This is a genomic window from Mucilaginibacter sp. KACC 22773 (assembly GCF_028736215.1).
GTDB lineage: Bacteria > Bacteroidota > Bacteroidia > Sphingobacteriales > Sphingobacteriaceae > Mucilaginibacter.
Window position 1 is genome coordinate 1,110,848 of record NZ_CP117883.1, and the last position, 16,503, is coordinate 1,127,350.

The window sequence follows — 16,503 nt, forward strand, 5'->3', positions numbered from 1 at the left end:
TATTGAAAATGGATTTGACTAAGGTAGCTATCGTAGATGATCATAAATTATTCGGTCGTAGTTTAGAGGTTCTAATTAAAACATTTACCGAATACACAGTCATACTTTGCTGTAATGACGGTTCCGACCTCATTCAAAAAATCAGCAATAAATTTAAACCTGATATCGTTCTTCTGGATCAAAACATGCCCAATATGGACGGCTATGAAACCGTTTTACATCTAAAAGAAAACTTCCCCGAAATTAAAATCATCATATTATCGATGAATCACGACGAAGATACCGTCGTCAAAATGGTACTAAAGGGGATTGACGGATACCTGCTTAAGGATGCAGAGTTAAACGAATTTAAAAACGCCTTGGATACGGTTAGAAAGGACGGCAATTATTTCCCATCGTATATAACTAATTATCTGATTAAGGATGCCCGCAAATCAAGGATGGCAAAAAATGATGAAAAAATCAATTTGAAGTTTTACGAAATAGAATTTTTAAAATTGGCAAGTTCAGAATTGACTTATAAGGAAATTGCGAATTTGATGTGCATTAGTAACCGTACCGTCGATGGCTATCGGGAACAATTGTTTAAAAAACTAGGGGTAAAGAGTAGAATAGGGTTGGTTCTATACGCTATGAATAATAATCTTATATAGGCCATCAATCTCCTTATGCAGCTTGAAAATAGCCTGGCAACCGGAACAACAATTGCGGTTCTGAGGCAAGACTTATTGTAAATCCAAATTATAACATATCGCACCTTTGTTATCTTTCACAAAGATCTGTTGTAGGGCACGAAATTTTACGGCAGTATTGAAATAACATAGCTTTCCATGCCGGTATATAGTCGGACATAGTAAATCTTGATCGGGACTGCATTTTTCAAAATGTCAATGATACCAATTATCTTAAAGTAGTGCGCTTGCGCATTTCAAGTTTTTTCCTAATGACCAGCCTTCACTTTGCCAAGTGCCAGGATTTTCCATTGTGTTACTTCTTTTGTTGACCGGGCCATATGGTTATTAATGGATTTTCATCTTCGTTTAAACTATAAGTTATAGTTCAGTAATAGTGTTTTGTTGGCGCATTTATACCGTTTTTATACGGTATAAATACTGTGATGAAAAGGGGGATTATACGGTTCAATGTATTAGGGTCAGCGCCTAAATTTGGATATAGAGTGTTATATATTCATATCAACTAATTTTTATCAAAATGAAACCCATACTACTTATGGAAATGGAGATATCCCCCGTTGCTTTTTCTCAAACCGATCCCAAAATCAGTGGCCATTATTTACGATCTAAAGGCAATCCATCTAAATTTATCTATTTACGGTTTAAGTTCATTCTCAACGAAATGTTTTCCCTATTGACAAGTATTGGTCTATGGTGATAACACCAACAGGGCATAAATATGAAAAGCCATATTTTATAGATTAATTAGGAATAAAAAGTTAATAAAATTTTTATCGGTAACATCTAACCCGTATTATCATGAATTTATCAAAAAGCGTATTCAATTTTCGCAGATCGAAATGTTATTCACTCGCAGTAGTTGTTATATATAGCTTCATTAGCACAGTTTGTGTTGGTCAATCTATAGGGACAGATAGCCGGGGAAAGGACATTTTTGATTATTATCAAACAAAGTCGCTATCTATCCCTGTTTCAACATCAAGTGGTTCATTTAAGTTAACAGGTACGTCACAATTAGGAAATGGTACCCAGTATTTTGTTAGCCCAACACCAAATGATAAGATAAAATTGATAGGTAAAGGTGATACAGCCCATTATTCTATAGAAGATAAAGCCAAATTGACTTATGCGACTTCATTAGGGCTCATTTGGTCGTTATCAGTTGATAACATTAAATCAGATTTATCTAAAGTCAGTACATTTCATCCAACATATGGCGTTAGTGTTGGTATAGGACATAATGTTGATATTTTTAATAACTGGGAAAATGTCAAATCATTATCAAATTACTTTATTCCAGTTCCTTGGAATGTAAATGTTTACGGCAAATTAGATAATACTTTGATTTACGACAAAGAAGCGGCAATTTCATCAAGACAAAAACCAGTAACGTTAGGTTTTTTGGGCGAAGTATCCTTTTTTCCTGCAAATGCCATTGTTGTTTCTGGGTCTGTTAATATCGAAAGAGGTAATAATATTTCGACTTTGAAAAATTATCAGGCCAACACGCCCTTTTATTCGAATAAAGACATCATATCCTTAGGTGATTACGTCGGTAAATTAGGAGATTTAAAAAAAATAAATAATTATCGTTACAGAGTTTCGGTTGCGTTTATAACAGATACTTTGCATTTTATTACTACCCTTCAGCCATGTTTTATACCTTATTATAACTATTATGGCCAATTTAATGGTAAGTCCAATAATATGTTTGGTGTTTTCTTCAGTTTATTAGGGAAAGCCTTTTACGGTCAAAATAATACAAATATAGTTTCGGGTGCGGGGGTAGGTATCGACTGGACTCACAATTCGGTTTGGTCACATAGTATTTTTGTAGCCGGTAGTGTTAACTTATCAAGTATTTTCGTACATAAGGCAGCAATTGATGCTCAAAAAACCAAAGCAAGGTAAAAGTTAAATAAAGAGTGCCTAAAAGCTTGTTGGTGTCGCCCCCTAAGGCTACCGCAATTACTTCCCCTAACACCCCGATATTTATCGGGGTGCTCCCGCATACCAAGCACGATGCCATTGCAAAACACAAATCCCCAACCGCCCCGACAGCCCACGTTAGTGATGGCAGTGGATACCGGCCCAGTGCCTAAGGCGCGCGCAGTATGAACGAACAGCACGGCCCGCAGGGAACGCCAAAATTAGATTTGAGATGTGAGATATGAGATTTGAGACAAGAAGGCCAGGAAGAAGAGTTAAGAATCAAGAGTCAGAAAAAAGTATCAAGTATCAAGATTTTTTGAGGTAGGAAAACTTATCAATCATCCACCAATCATAAAGTCCAGATGTTTGCCGGTTCCAAAGTTCAACTATCCTGTAGTCTGAAGGTCAGCCGGTTCGGCAATCCCAAAGCCACCCTTACGCCTTCACATAATGCAACCCTACGCATCCCGATTTAAAAACTTTGGTATCCACCAGTTTCCAGTTTAGTTTTTCCGGCAGGGGAAAATCTTCCATCAGCTTTTTTCCTTCGCCAATAATTACCGGGTGAATTACAATGTGAATTTCGTCGACCAGGCCGAGCGCCATCAGTTGCGAACGCAGGCTTACGCCGGCGATGGAGATTTTTTTGCCGGGCTGCTGTTTCAGGTTCCGGATTTCGGCTTCCAGGTTGTCGCGTAGGATGCGTGTATTGCCTTCCACGCTTTGGAGGGTACGCGAAAAAATAATTTTATCAACGTCGACAACGGTTTGCGCAAACGCATTGCCCGCTGCCGTGCCCGACTGGGTTTTGGCCACCTCGGTCCAGTACGGAACTATCAAATCGTACATTTTACGTCCGTATACCACCAGGTCTACATCGTGCGCCAGGTCGGCAAAATATTGGTGAATTTCTTCATCGCCATTAAATTTGGTGTGTTCGTAACAGCCATCAATACTGATATTCATGCCAAAAGTTACAGTTCTCATGGGATTGGTTTTAACGTTAATTTTTATTGACCGGTTTTGCTAAATAAATATCAAAAATAAAATACGGCGTTTATAGTGGTGAGGGCCAGGTGCGACAAATAAAGGGCGTTTAAGTCGGAAGTCTGAAGTCTTTAGTCGGAAGTCCGATTTTTCAGGACTTAAGACTCAAGGCCCCCTGTGCATAGTTGACAAGTGGTTTCGTTGAAAGATAAAATTTATAAAAAAAACTTAAAAAATTTTCCCGGCGCTTGGGGGCTGAGCCCCGCTGGCAGCATCCTACTATTATAAACCAATTGAAAAACAATACCATAAGCCGGGCAGGCGGGCGCTTTTAGCGTTTGCAGCAGCCGGGGTAAACCAACATTCGTGATTTTTTTAGGGGGTAGTTTTTTACCGGTAGGGCGGGAGCGTGGCGTATGGCGGCGAAGACTCACCCGGCGAGGCTGCGCCCGCCACCCTCTCTTCACCTGCGGTGGAAAGAGGGGCTTGAACGGGGGGTATATACTGTTGAGGGGGATTAAACCCGGAAAGAGAGGCTTGAAACGCCGGCCAAACCCGATATGCTAAATGCATTCAGCACTTCGAGCCCCTCTTTCCGGCGAAGCCGAAGAGAGGGTGGCCAGCGCAGCGTAGCCGGGTGAGTGTTGGCCTGCGTTCAACAGGTTTTTAATAATGCTTTGGGGGATGGCTGGCGTAAGGGGTATTGGAGGGGAAGACTCACCCGGCGAGGCTGCGCCCGCCACCTTCTCTTCACCTGCGGTGGAAAGAGGGGCTTGAACGGGGTATATACTGTTGAGGGGGATTAAATGGGGCAAGAGGGCTTGAAACGTCGGCCAAACCCGGTATGCTAAATTGATTCAGCACTTCAAGCCCCTCTTTCCGGCGAAGCCGAAGAGAGGGTGGCCAGCGCAGCGTAGCCGGGTGAGTGTTGGCCGGCGTTCAACAGGCTTTTAATAATGCAACAAACAGGGGCAGGCTTTATATAAACCAATTAAACAAAATCAATTTCTATGAAAATTATGAAAAACAATGTTAAACAAACCGGCGGCGCGTTGGGCGTGCTGCGTGCTTTTAAATTGATGGGCCGGGCAGGGTACGGCCTGCTGCTGGCGGCGATGGGCTGTATGGTAGTGGCTTCGGGCTGTAAAAAGGAGGGGCAGTTGGCGGCTGGGTCGCCGGGGGCTTCGGCAGCGGTGGCCGGGCGTAAGCTGGTAACCAATGCAACCCTGCCTACCCGTGCCGAAGCGCTGGTGGCTATGCAAGTGTACAACAACACGTTTTACAACCAGTACGGCACCTATGGCCCCAGCTATAAGGCCTATTACTGGAAAGATCAGAACCACACCGGCCGTATGGACTTTTGGACGCAGGCAGAGGCTATTGAAACCCTCATTGACGCTTATAACATAAACCCCAACGTGGATTTGAAGAACAAAATTAGCTACCTGTACAACGGTATGCGCGATGGTTACGGCCTTACCTGGGAAAGCAACATTTATAATGATGATATTATTTGGGGCAGCCTGATGTGCGTGCGCGCCTATGCCATTACCAATGATGGCGGCATGCTGGATATGGCCAAAAACAACTTCGCCATTGTGTGGAACCGCGCCTATGATACCGCACTGGGTGGTGGACTGTGGTGGACTACCGACAAGCAAACCAAAAATGCCTGCGTAAACGCACCGGCCATTATTTGCGCTATGAAGCTGTACGCCGCCACCGGCGATGCCAGCTACCAAACCAAGGCCAAGCTGCTGATGGACTGGATGGTGGCCACCCTGTACACCAGCAGCGGCGAGGTTAAGGGCGCCATAAACGCGGCAGGCACCATTACCGAAGGCAGCCGCTCATACACGCAAGGCACGTTCATAGGCGCTTGCGATGCCCTGCGCCTGCAATACCCTGCCGTAAACTACGCCGCCATGGCCAATAACGTAATGAACTACAGTAAAAACAACATGTGCCAAACCCCCGGCGGCATTTTGCTTGATGAGTACGACACGGCCGATACCCAGGGCTTTAAGGGCATATTTGCCCGCTGGGCCTGCATTTACGTGCACTCGGCCGGGTTGCAAAGCACTTATGGCAGCTGGCTGGATGCCAACGCCACGCAGGCATGGTCGATACGCAACAGCAGCGGACAAATGTGGGGCAAATGGGCCACCCGCACCCCCGACGGCACCATCCTGAACGCTTTTGAAACCACACCAGGGGTATCAATGGTGAATGGTATTTACTGGTACCGCTAAATTAATTTAGCATGTCCCTGTTTGTTTTATAGTTTTTTGTTTGATGATGCTTTTGATACCCCCAGAAGATTAAACAACTGTGAATCAGAATTTTTAGAATTTTAGCCGCAGGTGATTGTCTGAATCAGGATTTATTGAATTAAGGAATTAGCAGAATTTTAGCTGCAGGTAATTGTCTGAATCAGAATTTTAGAATTAACAAAATTTTAGTTGCAAATTTCATTACAGAAAAAACACCTTGTCGTCCCAAAAGTGTCAGCAGAGGGAGCTTCGGGCGAAAGCGACCAAAACGATGATGGGCTGTGCGGTGGCAGGGCATAGGATGTTTTTGCACGTGTGGGGGCCGACCGCGCCGGGGCAAAATAAATCCAGCCCAGGTTTTGGCCGTTTTGCAGGGCAAAGGCCCGTGCGGCAAAGAAGCATTTCTGCTGACGGCCATTTTGGTTACTTTTGGGGCTTCAAAAGTAACAAGCCCCCCGCGGCGAATGAGCGGGCCGATGTTGTAGTTTCTACAAAATAATTTCGTAAATCAGAATTTTTCACATGTAAATGATTTTTAAAGGTGTTCAAGAGGGCTGCGCCGTTTTCAGAATTAAAGAATGAGCAGAATTTTACGGTGCCCAACGAGTGCTTTACGTGGGGTGGCAGGTATGTAATAAGGGTGTAACAAGGTGCTAACAGAACCTGGCAGGGTGTTCACGGGTACAAACATCCACAGGCCACCCACCTCCGGCAAAACAGGACCAATTTACCTCGCCCTGAAATTATCCGAACACTTAATTATCTGATATATAATATTTTAAGTGTTCGGCCCCGAACACCTGTTTATTCCTGTAAAAAACCGAACACCTGGCGGTAGTATCAAACCCTAACTTGTAACCGACGCTTCAAAAATCTTGATACCTGATACTTGCGACTTGATACTAAAATCTTGCTACTAAACTTTACATTTGCACCATGAGTAAGTTATGGCAAAAAACTACTAATGTAAATCAGCTGGTAGAGGATTTCACCGTAGGCAAGGATAGGGAATTTGACCAGGAAATGGCTGCATTTGATGTACTGGGTTCGCTGGCCCATACCCGTATGCTCCAAAGCATCGGCCTGATGGATAGTGCTGATCTTGAGCTTGTTCAGCGCGAGTTAAAGGCCATTTATGCCGATATTGAGGCCGGTAATTTCACCATTGAAGATGGGGTGGAGGATGTACACTCGCAGGTAGAAATGCTGCTAACCCAACGCATTGGCGATGCCGGCAAAAAGATCCATTCCGGCCGCTCCCGCAACGACCAGGTGCTGGTCGACCTCAAATTATTCTTCCGCCATCAGCTGCAACAGGTGGTTGAGGAAACCGAAACCCTTTTCCGCCAGTTGATTACACTAAGCGAGCAGCATAAAGATATACTGCTGCCCGGCTACACCCACCTGCAGGTGGCCATGCCATCCTCGTTTGGCCTGTGGTTTGGTGCCTATGCCGAAAGCCTTGCCGATGACCTTGAACTGGTGCTGGCTGCTTATAAAATCACTAACAAAAACCCCCTGGGTTCGGCAGCTGGTTATGGCTCGTCGTTTCCGCTTAACCGTACGCTAACTACCCAATTATTAGGGTTTGATAGCCTGAATTACAACGTAGTATACGCCCAGATGGGTCGCGGTAAAACCGAGCGGATCATTGCCCAGGCCTTATCAAGTATAGCCGCTACACTTGCCAAAATGGCTATGGATCAGGCACTTTACCTGAGCCAGAACTTTGCCTTTGTAAGCTACCCCGATACACTAACTACCGGCAGCAGCATTATGCCACACAAAAAAAATCCGGATGTTTGGGAAATTATGCGTGGCAAATGCAACCGCCTGCAAGCCCTGCCAACCGATGTAGCCATGATGACCACCAACCTGCCATCCGGCTATCACCGCGAGCTGCAACTACTCAAAGAGCTCCTGTTCCCCGCCTTTGCCGACCTGAAGAAATGCCTGCATATGGCCACCTTCATGCTCCAAAATATAACAGTGAATGCTGATATACTGAAGGACACCAAGTACGCTTACCTATTTAGCGTTGAGGAAGTTAACCGCATGGTATTAAGCGGAACCCCTTTCAGGGATGCCTACAAACAAGTAGGTTTAGCTATAGAGCGAGGCGATTTTAACCCCGATAAAACTGTAAACCACACCCACGAAGGCAGTATAGGCAACCTGGGTAACCAGCATATTACCGCCGCCTTTGATAAGCTGCTGACTAACTTTGATTTTGGGAAAGTTGAAACGGCAATAAAGGAGCTGGTGGCCTAACAAATGGTAATCCTGCTGGATATAGATGGAGTATTGGTAACCGAACCGTCCTGGAAAAAGGTAGAAATTGGTGCCGATGGGTTCATGCTGTTTAACAAACAATCGGCAGAAAATCTGGTTGATATTTTGTCGCTAACAGGTGCCGACGTGGTTTTATCCAGTACACATAGGATTAGCTTTACTATTGAACGTTGGCTGGAGATCTTCAAGATCAGGGGGATAACTATTAGTAAATTATCTAAACTTAACGATAGGCAATCACTGTCGGATATGCAGGATCGTGGTAGCGAAATTCAGGAGTGGATACATAAGAACGGTGAGGCGAACTACGTCATTATAGATGATGACTTGTCAATAAATAACTTGCCAAATGCTATAAAGCAAAGGTGGGTTACCATCAAACCCTATCTTGGAATTGATATTGAGGCCAAACAAAAGGCCTTGGATATCCTTTTAAATAATCGGTGAAATGACCCTATAAATCAGTGTAATCCTAAAAATGAACGGACAAAACAGAAGCGATATATACCCCGGACTGGAAGTTGATATTATCCTAAAAAAAGACCAGCGAACTGGAACGCTTACCCGCGGCATTGTGAAAAGGCTGTTAACCAGTGCATCATACCATTCCCGCGGCATTAAGGTACAGCTGGATGATGGCCAGGTTGGCCGCGTAGCCTGGATTGTTGATGAGGAAGATAATTCATAATTTCTACACAATTGTTTACCATATTTACCTTGTACTTACCATAGTACAATCCTATATGCCTGCAAACCCTCAACGAAAATCGAAATTATGGTTACGGTTAGATACGCATCACCGTTTATTAATTTCGTTTATTGTAGCTATTGCCACCCTGGCTTTTATTTGGGAACGTTTTAGTATACCAGCAATCGTCTTGGTTACGTGGTCGGCATTTGGGTTGAGCGTTATAGTGATGGATTGGATTATCATCCTGTCGTCGCACCCAAAGGAGGTTAGGCACATAGCCAAAATTGAGGATTCCAGCCGGGTGTTGATATTTGCTTTTGTAATTGTAGCATCCATCATTAGTCTCCTGGCAATTTTTTTCCTGCTCAAATCATCTAAACAGCTATCGCCTGCCGTAGTTACAGGGCATGTGTTGTTAGGAATGACGTCGGTAATTATCTCCTGGATATTGGTGCACACCATATTTACCCTGCGTTATGCCCATATGTATTACGCCACAGATACCGACGGTGATAACAAGACTAAACCTTTGGGCGGACTGGAGTTTCCAGGCGATGAGAAGGGTTTTGAGCCTGATTATCTTGATTTTGTATACTTCTCTTTTGTGTTGGGGATGACTTTCCAGGTATCGGATATCGAGATCTCATCCCGGCAAATCCGCCGCCTGGCCTGGATTCACGGCATGATATCTTTTGCCTTTAATACTGCTATTGTGGCTTTGAGTATCAACGTGATATCAGGACTGGTATCAAACTAAAATAAACCACCCTGCTGATCAATAAATTTGGGGCGAAGTAAATTGGTGCCAAGGACCGCGTTTAATTTTTGGGTTACATAATCTGATAGTATGGGCGAAAACCGTTCATCATGCTGATGCATAAAAAACCAGACCGATTTTAAACCTTCCTGCTGCCATTTTTTTATCCTTTCTACCCACATATCCAGGCGGGCTTCATCAATACTGTATTCGCCTATTTTATCGGTACAGCCCACAAAACGGATGAAGGCATGAGGTGTAGGTAAACTCATGTGTATTACGTCCCGGCGTCCGGAAGCATCGGTTATTACGGCGCCAATATTAAGATCGCGAAACAGGCCGAATACCTTGTCGCTGTTTTCCTGTTGGGCAAACCATTCTTTATGCCGCAGCTCTACAAAAACGGGTACATCTTTGGGCAAGGCTTCCAGGTATGCTTTCAGCTCGGGGAAGCTTTTGGGTGTGTAGTTATCGCTCAATTGCAAAAATAGTGGTCCCAGCTTTTCGCCAAATGCCATGATGCCTTCATAGTAAGTTGTTGTAACATCGTCGGCATTTTTTAACCTGCGGATGTGGCTGATGCTTTGCGAAAATTTGGGGCAGAATTTAAAATTGGGGTTGCTTTCGGCCTTGGCTTTCCATTTGGCAATTGTATCCGGTCCATAAATGTTATAAAATGTGGCATTCAGTTCAATGCAATCAAAGTGTTTTACATATTCATCCAAAAAGTTAGCTTCCTTGGTTTTAGGCGGATAGATTTGACCAATCCACTCCTTGCGCCCCCATTTGGCACAACCTACGTGAACCTGTATTGGCTCATTGTTTTTAGCCGTTGCTAATACCTTAGTGGTGAGTTCTGTATCGGGCGGAAGGGTAAAATCTATTAAGGGTAATTCTTCGGGTGCTACTTTGCCAAATTCCATGATTAGTTGATTAAGTATCTGAATCAGAATTTTCAGAATTTCAGAATTTTAAAAATAGTAATATTGATAGAAAGTTTTCTATTCTGCTAATTAAATAATTCTGTAAATTTTGATTCTGACAATTACCCCAACAAATCCACCTTAAACAAAGGCTTAACTCGTTTTTTGCTCGCCTGCTCGTAAGCATATCCCAGTTTAATAATATCGCCTTCTTTCCAGGCTGTGCTGAAAAACGACAGGCCAATAGGCAAGCCATGTAGCAATCCCATGGGTACAGTAATGTGCGGATAGCCCGCCATAGCCGCCGGACTGGAAAAGCCGAAACCGTTATCATAATCGCCATTTATAAGGTCGATGCAAACCGCGGGGCCGTTGGTGGGGCCTATGATGGCATCCAGTTTGTTATCGGTTAAAATCTTATCTATCGCTTTGCGGGTGCCGGCATTGGTTTGCTTTACGGCTTTCAGGTATTCTTCGGTATTTAGGTCGCCTTTGGCCTGGGCCAGTTCAAGGGTTTCCTGTTTAAAAAATGGCATCGCCTTGGCTTCGTTTTGCTTGTTATAGGCAATTACATCGGCCAGGGTTTTTACTTTGCTGTTGGCATTGCTTAAATACTGGTTCAGCCCATCTTTAAATTCATATAATAAAACCGGGAACTCGCTTTTGCCAATATCTTTCAGTTCTTTATTCAGCTCAACTTCAATTACGGTAGCGCCTTTACTTTCCAGGGTTTTAATGGCATCTTTCAGTAAAGCCACCATGCCTGGGTTACCCTCCATTGCCGATTTTTCGACCCCGAGGCGTTTGCCTTTTAAGCCGTCGGCATCCAAAAATTTGGTGTAATCAGCTTCGGCCTTGCCTTTGCCGGCCAAAGTAAAACTATCTTGTGGGTCAACGCCGGCCAAGGCACTTAAAAAAATGGCCGCATCCTTAACGGTGCGGGCCATAGGCCCGGCGGTGTCCTGCGTTTTGGAGATAGGAATAATGCCCGATCTGCTCCATAACCCCACAGTAGGTTTAATGCCCACCAGCCCGTTTACTGACGATGGCGATACGATTGAGCCATCGGTTTCGGTGCCAATGGCTATGGTGCATAAGTTGGCCGCTACAGCAGTCCCCGAACCTGCGCTTGAGCCGCTGGGGTTACGATCGAGAATGTAGGGGCATTTGGTTTGCCCGCCCCGGCTGCTCCATGCACTGGTAGAGTGTGTTGAACGGAAGTTGGCCCACTCGCTTAAATTGGTTTTGCCCAATAAAACCGCGCCGGCCTCGCGTAATTTGTGTACGATAAAAGCGTCCTGTTTGGCAAAATTGTCACTCAGGGCCAGCGAACCGGCAGTGGTATGCATATTATCGCCGGTGTTTATGTTATCTTTTATCAGCACGGGTATGCCATGTAAGGGGCCGCGTACCTTACCCTTCTCCCGCTCTTTATCCATGGCATCGGCCATGTTTAAAGCATCCTTATTTAATTCAATAACGGAGTTTAGCTTAGGGCCATTCTTGTCAATTTCGTCAATTCGTTTCAGGTAAAGTTCGGTAAGCAGGCGCGAGGTATATTGCTTCGCCCTCATTTTTTCCTGCAAATCGGTTATAGTAGCTTCCGAAAGCTCGAACAGATCATCCTTACTATCTGTAGCGGTGGTATCTGGTTTTTTATCGTCTGCTGCTGGCTGGCTGCATGATGCAGTGACCAATGTTGATAACGTAAGGCCAGCTAATGACCCTGTTTTAAGAAAATTTCGTCTGTGCATAACCGGTTGTTGAAAAGCATCTACAAGTAACAAAATATTTGCCGGATAAAAAATTATCAACCTAAAATGTTACAACATGTATTCATGTACAGCCGGTTTATGCACGGGCGGTTAGCAATTAACGTTTGGCATATATAATTAACGATGCTTTCGCGATAACATTCTGGTTTAACATAAAGCCAACCAATGCGGGTGATGCCTTATCGCCAATGCCAAGCTTATCTGTTTTTAAGGCGAAAATGGTGATGACATAGCCGTGCGCAGCATCATTTACCGGTGGGCAGGGGCCGCCATAACCTGGAACACCAAAATCGGTGTTGCCTTGCATGGTGCCAGCGGGCAATCCATTTGCAGATTGACTGCCCGCGCCTTGTTTAAGTTGATGAACACTGGCAGGGATATCAAAAACAACCCAGTGCCACCATCCACTGCCGGTAGGGGCGTTGGGATCGTACATGGTAATAGCGAAGCTTTTGGTGCCTTGTGGTGCATTTTGCCATTCCAGTTGCGGCGATTTATTTAACCCTGTGCAGCCAAATGTATTTGATGCAAATTCATTGGTGAATTGCCCGCCCAGGTCGGCGCTTTTTAATGTAAATGTTTGTGCTTTGGTGCTTAAGCAGCTTAGGGCAGCAAATAAAAATAAGAAGAACTTTTTCATGATTTTCTGGATATAAATAATATCCAAATGTGGCTTATTTTCAGTGGCAGGCGTTAATGCCGCCGGCTCAAAAACTATTGAAAACAGCTCATGCTTCCTGTACGCTCATTTGATATTGTTTTGGGCTCATGCCGAATTTTCTTTTAAATGCCGATGAAAAATTCGAAAGGTTATCGTACCCAAAATCAATATAAAGCGATGTGGCATTTTTACCTTGTTCCAGCTCATGCCGGGCTACCTCAAGCTTTCTCTCGCGAATGTATTTGCCTGGGGCCATATGGTATACCTTTTCAAAGTCGCGTTTAAATGATGCCAGGCTCTTGTTGGCCAAAAAGGCCAGCTCATCAAGCGTAAGGTTATTGAACAGGTTGTTCTCCACTACGTTTTTTAACAGCAATTCGGGCGAGGGGGTATTGCTACGTAACAGGTCGGTCAATTGGCTGCCGTAGCTATCTAATAATACCAAAAGCACCTCTTCTACTTTGTTGACGGCCAATAGGTATGGCAAGTTTTGCCCCTCCTGTATAAGCGTTTGTATGCTTTTAACATAATCGGCAATGTAATTAGTTTGCCTGAACTTAACATAGTCTGGCGTTAGCTGGGCTGGCCGCGAGTTCAATTTATGCCGGTTTAAAAAATCCTGGGCGAAAGCTGATGAAAAGAATACCAGTATGCTACTGTATTGATGATTGTTTAAAGTATGCTCGGCCATAATGGAATTTCCTTCGGGAATCACAATCCCTTCCCCTGTGCCCACAATGGTATTATTGGCCGGGCGAAAAATTGCTTTCTCGCCATTAATTACAAAACTGATGGCATAGCAGTTGAATACAACCCTGCTGTTTTGCAGGCTATCCTTTTCGGTATAATATACAAATGAAATATCACCGGCAGTTATACGCTGTTGGTTTTCGGTAGCCTGGGGTATGTAAATGTTGGTCATTAATTCATCTCTTTGTGGCGTAAATCTGGCAGTGAAGCCGTCAAAATCAACTACAGTATTTGCTCGGTAGTTGATTTTGGAATTTGTAAAGCTGGGTTAAAATCAGGGATCAGCTGTTTTATTTTATCGCTGGTGGAGTTGTTTAAATCCAAAAAAGACCATGTTTTGCCACCATCCTTACTTATTGCCAATAGATAGCTGTGGCTGATTATATGAGCATTTGGCAGTTTGATGGTTAAGTTCTCGGGCACAAGGCAATGGGTTTCGGCACCTGCTTTGTAAAATTTTCCGGGAGAGCCTACTGTTGCGCTTTCAAAAATTACTCCCTGGGTTTTCATTTGTGCCATACCCTTGTTAACTATCGATACCATTTTTTGCTTACCACCCGCCATTTGCACAGCTTTAGGATAAGTATGGTTTATAATAGTTGCATAATCGCCGGCTATCATGGCCTGGGCCAAAATATTTGCCTGGTGTTTTACCGTAGCAGTGTCCTGGGCTAATACGTTTAATGGCAAAATAGCAATGGCGAACAGGTAAATTATGATTTTTTTCATGGTATATATTGATGATCTTTTCCGGGTTATTAATGTAACTCTGAGTCTAATATAAGCTTTCGGCAGATTATAAAAAATATATTTTAGTTTGGATGCGGTTTAACGTTGTTATCAATATCGAAACAGTTTTGCCAATACTGCAAGCCTGTACTTTACTTTACCTAAGCGATAGTAGCTGCAAAAGGGCGGCGGCACTATATCTGTATAAATTCCATTACAAAATGCAGGCGGCGTTAATTTTAGGTAACTTCATATTTAAAAACATAACTGCTTCCTGATGATGTTAAAATGTCTGATCAAAACATTATACCCGGTCATTTTAACGACTATTTTATTGGGATGCGGCCATGTTAAACAGGTGTTTAAAAGTGATTGCAACGATGATTTCTCGCCCGTTTATAAGCGTGTTCCTTTTACCGAGCTGGTAAAAAACCTAAAAAAGTATGATAGGCAATATGTAGAGGTTACCGGCAAATATATAGAAGCGCCAGAGCAATCCGTTTTGTTTAATGATAGCCTTTTTGCCGATCACTCGGCAGGGCATGCCATCTGGATAAATTTTAACCCCGATTGTCCGCTTTATTTAGAGGGAACGCGAACAGGTCTTTTTCAATATAATAACGGCCAGTTTACGCAGATAAATGATAAACATGTAACTATAAAGGGGCGGGTTGATGCCCACGATACCGGGCACCTGAACCAATACAAAGGAGCTATTGAAAGAATTAGTTATATCGATTTATAAATAAGCCTTGCCGGGCTGTTTAATATCATTAAAACAAAGTCTTAAACACCGTCATTGCGAGGTACGAAGCAATCCCCGATATGCTAAGTCCTACATAGCTCGGGATTGCTTCGTACCTCGCAATGACGCATGAATATTGCTTCATTCGAAGTTTAAAAATATTAATAAACCATTTTTAGATAGCTTTTAAGCCCTTCTTTTAAATCTCCAGCTTTAAACCATCGTAAGCAAGCCGGATATTGGGTGGCAGCTCGGCCGATATATCCTGGTGTTTGCCCAGGCGGTGGCTTATATGGGTAAGATACGTAGTTTCGGCGCCAATTTCATTGGCGAAGTCGATAGCTTCGTCGAGCGTAAAGTGCGAGATATGGGTTTGTTTTTGCAGAGCGTTGATCACTAATATTTTTGAGCCTTTTATTTTTTCTTTTTCGGCCTCTGATACCGTTTTGGCATCGGTGATATAGGTAAAATCATTAATCCTGAAGCCCAGTACCGGCAGCCTATAGTGCAAAACCTCGATGGGGATAAATTTTACACTGCCAATATTAAATGGATCTAAACCGATGGGATGAACAGTAACCTGCGGAATACCCGGATATCCGGTACCATCAAACACATAAGGAAACTCGCGGGCAAGCGCGCGTTGAACCCTGAAATCGGCGTAAACATCTACAGGGCCTTGCTGAAAATAGTTGAATGCCCGGATATCATCCATCCCGGCTATATGATCTTTATGCTCGTGGGTGTATACAATGGCATCCAAACGTTTTACGCCAGCACGCAACATCTGGTACCTGAAATCGGGGCCCGAATCAATAACGATGGTTTTATCTTCGGCCTCAATTAAAATAGAGGTGCGTAAACGCTTATCGTATGCATCGGCAGATGTGCACACCTCGCACCCGCAGGCAATAACAGGTACGCCCTGCGATGTTCCGGTACCTAAAAATGTTATGGTCACAGCTGCAATTTTGTTTGTTTTATTTCCTGTAAAAATGCAACCTGTTTTTCGTCAAGCAATCTAAAATCCACTTCCAGTTCGCGGAGCAGTTCAACCAGGGCCAGAATTTTACTTTCCAGGTTCGAAAACCGGTTTACAATCACCATACGGCTGTTTAATAGCAGGCAGGCCCCGGTTTTAAAGTTGCCTTTCTCGTACCGCACCTTGTAGCCTGCTGTTTTGAGCAGCATCTCTAATTTTTCGAGTGTATGGTTGGTAGCGGGTAGCATTATTTCAAAAGTAGTAAATTAAGTGTAATTACAGGTTCATTTTTGGATATCGATGCCTTTGGT

General features: G+C 43.8%; 16 protein-coding genes. 8 read left to right on the forward strand and 8 right to left on the reverse strand.

What is annotated here, in order from left to right:
- Window positions 1-8 precede the first annotated feature (8 nt).
- Together PQ469_RS04915 and PQ469_RS04920 are read left to right on the forward strand one after the other, a co-directional pair.
- Window positions 9-653 carry a response regulator transcription factor gene (locus tag PQ469_RS04915; RefSeq protein ID WP_274211938.1) on the forward strand — a complete coding sequence of 215 codons (645 nt, stop codon included), beginning with the start codon at window positions 9-11 and terminating at the stop codon, window positions 651-653.
- Between the two features lie 840 nt (window positions 654-1,493).
- The gene (locus PQ469_RS04920) at window positions 1,494-2,606 is read left to right on the forward strand and encodes a hypothetical protein (RefSeq protein ID WP_274211939.1); all 1,113 of its coding nucleotides are present in this window, start codon (window positions 1,494-1,496) and stop codon (window positions 2,604-2,606) included.
- 456 nt (window positions 2,607-3,062) lie between these two features.
- Here the strand turns inward: PQ469_RS04920 and PQ469_RS04925 are convergent, their stop codons facing one another.
- A complete protein-coding gene (locus PQ469_RS04925; RefSeq protein ID WP_274211940.1) occupies window positions 3,063-3,614 on the reverse strand; it encodes a dihydrofolate reductase family protein in 552 nt (183 codons plus the stop codon).
- Window positions 3,615-4,624: 1,010 nt separating this feature from the next.
- Here PQ469_RS04925 and PQ469_RS04930 point away from each other — a divergent pair.
- The 5 genes from PQ469_RS04930 (at window position 4,625) to PQ469_RS04950 (ending at window position 9,627) form a co-directional block, all read left to right on the forward strand.
- Entirely contained in the window at window positions 4,625-5,866 is a 1,242-nt protein-coding gene (locus tag PQ469_RS04930; protein WP_274211941.1) for a glycoside hydrolase family 76 protein, read from the forward strand.
- Window positions 5,867-6,823: 957 nt separating this feature from the next.
- Entirely contained in the window at window positions 6,824-8,158 is a 1,335-nt protein-coding gene (argH, locus tag PQ469_RS04935) for an argininosuccinate lyase (RefSeq protein ID WP_274211942.1), read from the forward strand.
- 3 nt (window positions 8,159-8,161) lie between these two features.
- Window positions 8,162-8,626 carry an HAD domain-containing protein gene (locus PQ469_RS04940; protein ID WP_274211943.1) on the forward strand — a complete coding sequence of 155 codons (465 nt, stop codon included), beginning with the start codon at window positions 8,162-8,164 and terminating at the stop codon, window positions 8,624-8,626.
- Between the two features lie 31 nt (window positions 8,627-8,657).
- Complete coding sequence (locus PQ469_RS04945; protein ID WP_274211944.1) at window positions 8,658-8,867, forward strand: YwbE family protein; 210 nt, start codon at window positions 8,658-8,660, stop codon at window positions 8,865-8,867.
- Entirely contained in the window at window positions 8,848-9,627 is a 780-nt protein-coding gene (locus tag PQ469_RS04950) for a DUF1345 domain-containing protein (protein WP_274211945.1), read from the forward strand. Before PQ469_RS04945 ends, PQ469_RS04950 begins: the two co-directional genes overlap by 20 nt.
- On the opposite strand, the gene PQ469_RS04955 is transcribed toward PQ469_RS04950, so the two are convergent.
- From PQ469_RS04955 to PQ469_RS04975, 5 genes are all read right to left on the reverse strand, one after another.
- Window positions 9,624-10,550, reverse strand: coding sequence for a DUF72 domain-containing protein (locus tag PQ469_RS04955; protein ID WP_274211946.1), 927 nt, complete (start codon window positions 10,548-10,550; stop codon window positions 9,624-9,626). The genes PQ469_RS04950 and PQ469_RS04955 overlap by 4 nt on opposite strands.
- A 122-nt stretch (window positions 10,551-10,672) precedes the next feature.
- On the reverse strand, window positions 10,673-12,304 hold the full coding sequence (locus PQ469_RS04960; protein WP_274211947.1) for an amidase: 1,632 nt from the start codon (window positions 12,302-12,304) through the stop codon (window positions 10,673-10,675).
- 118 nt (window positions 12,305-12,422) lie between these two features.
- Window positions 12,423-12,965: a YbhB/YbcL family Raf kinase inhibitor-like protein gene (locus tag PQ469_RS04965; protein WP_274211948.1), complete on the reverse strand. Its 543-nt coding sequence runs from the start codon at window positions 12,963-12,965 to the stop codon at window positions 12,423-12,425.
- A gap of 88 nt (window positions 12,966-13,053) precedes the next feature.
- The gene (locus tag PQ469_RS04970) at window positions 13,054-13,908 is read right to left on the reverse strand and encodes a helix-turn-helix domain-containing protein (protein ID WP_274211949.1); all 855 of its coding nucleotides are present in this window, start codon (window positions 13,906-13,908) and stop codon (window positions 13,054-13,056) included.
- Window positions 13,909-13,958: 50 nt separating this feature from the next.
- The gene (locus tag PQ469_RS04975; RefSeq protein ID WP_274211950.1) at window positions 13,959-14,465 is read right to left on the reverse strand and encodes a hypothetical protein; all 507 of its coding nucleotides are present in this window, start codon (window positions 14,463-14,465) and stop codon (window positions 13,959-13,961) included.
- Window positions 14,466-14,742: 277 nt separating this feature from the next.
- On the opposite strand from PQ469_RS04975, the gene PQ469_RS04980 reads away from it, so the two are divergent.
- Window positions 14,743-15,210, forward strand: coding sequence for a hypothetical protein (locus PQ469_RS04980; RefSeq protein WP_274211951.1), 468 nt, complete (start codon window positions 14,743-14,745; stop codon window positions 15,208-15,210).
- A gap of 199 nt (window positions 15,211-15,409) precedes the next feature.
- Here the strand turns inward: PQ469_RS04980 and PQ469_RS04985 are convergent, their stop codons facing one another.
- Together PQ469_RS04985 and PQ469_RS04990 are read right to left on the reverse strand one after the other, a co-directional pair.
- On the reverse strand, window positions 15,410-16,171 hold the full coding sequence (locus tag PQ469_RS04985; protein ID WP_274211952.1) for an MBL fold metallo-hydrolase: 762 nt from the start codon (window positions 16,169-16,171) through the stop codon (window positions 15,410-15,412).
- Complete coding sequence (locus PQ469_RS04990; protein ID WP_090653283.1) at window positions 16,168-16,440, reverse strand: hypothetical protein; 273 nt, start codon at window positions 16,438-16,440, stop codon at window positions 16,168-16,170. The genes PQ469_RS04985 and PQ469_RS04990 overlap by 4 nt, the downstream gene beginning before the upstream one ends.
- Between the last annotated feature and the right edge of the window lie 63 nt (window positions 16,441-16,503).

Coding starts and splice junctions, on each gene's coding strand:
- PQ469_RS04915 (WP_274211938.1), top strand. CDS start 9: ATGGATTTGACTAAGGTAGCTATCGTAGATGATCATAAATTATTCGGT.
- PQ469_RS04970 (WP_274211949.1), bottom strand. CDS start 13,908: ATGACCAACATTTACATACCCCAGGCTACCGAAAACCAACAGCGTATA.
- PQ469_RS04980 (WP_274211951.1), top strand. CDS start 14,743: ATGATGTTAAAATGTCTGATCAAAACATTATACCCGGTCATTTTAACG.
- PQ469_RS04930 (WP_274211941.1), top strand. CDS start 4,625: ATGAAAATTATGAAAAACAATGTTAAACAAACCGGCGGCGCGTTGGGC.
- PQ469_RS04925 (WP_274211940.1), bottom strand. CDS start 3,614: ATGAGAACTGTAACTTTTGGCATGAATATCAGTATTGATGGCTGTTAC.
- PQ469_RS04990 (WP_090653283.1), bottom strand. CDS start 16,440: ATGCTACCCGCTACCAACCATACACTCGAAAAATTAGAGATGCTGCTC.
- PQ469_RS04945 (WP_274211944.1), top strand. CDS start 8,658: ATGAACGGACAAAACAGAAGCGATATATACCCCGGACTGGAAGTTGAT.
- PQ469_RS04965 (WP_274211948.1), bottom strand. CDS start 12,965: ATGAAAAAGTTCTTCTTATTTTTATTTGCTGCCCTAAGCTGCTTAAGC.
- PQ469_RS04950 (WP_274211945.1), top strand. CDS start 8,848: ATGAGGAAGATAATTCATAATTTCTACACAATTGTTTACCATATTTAC.
- argH (WP_274211942.1), top strand. CDS start 6,824: ATGAGTAAGTTATGGCAAAAAACTACTAATGTAAATCAGCTGGTAGAG.
- PQ469_RS04940 (WP_274211943.1), top strand. CDS start 8,162: ATGGTAATCCTGCTGGATATAGATGGAGTATTGGTAACCGAACCGTCC.
- PQ469_RS04920 (WP_274211939.1), top strand. CDS start 1,494: ATGAATTTATCAAAAAGCGTATTCAATTTTCGCAGATCGAAATGTTAT.
- PQ469_RS04975 (WP_274211950.1), bottom strand. CDS start 14,465: ATGAAAAAAATCATAATTTACCTGTTCGCCATTGCTATTTTGCCATTA.
- PQ469_RS04960 (WP_274211947.1), bottom strand. CDS start 12,304: ATGCACAGACGAAATTTTCTTAAAACAGGGTCATTAGCTGGCCTTACG.
- PQ469_RS04955 (WP_274211946.1), bottom strand. CDS start 10,550: ATGGAATTTGGCAAAGTAGCACCCGAAGAATTACCCTTAATAGATTTT.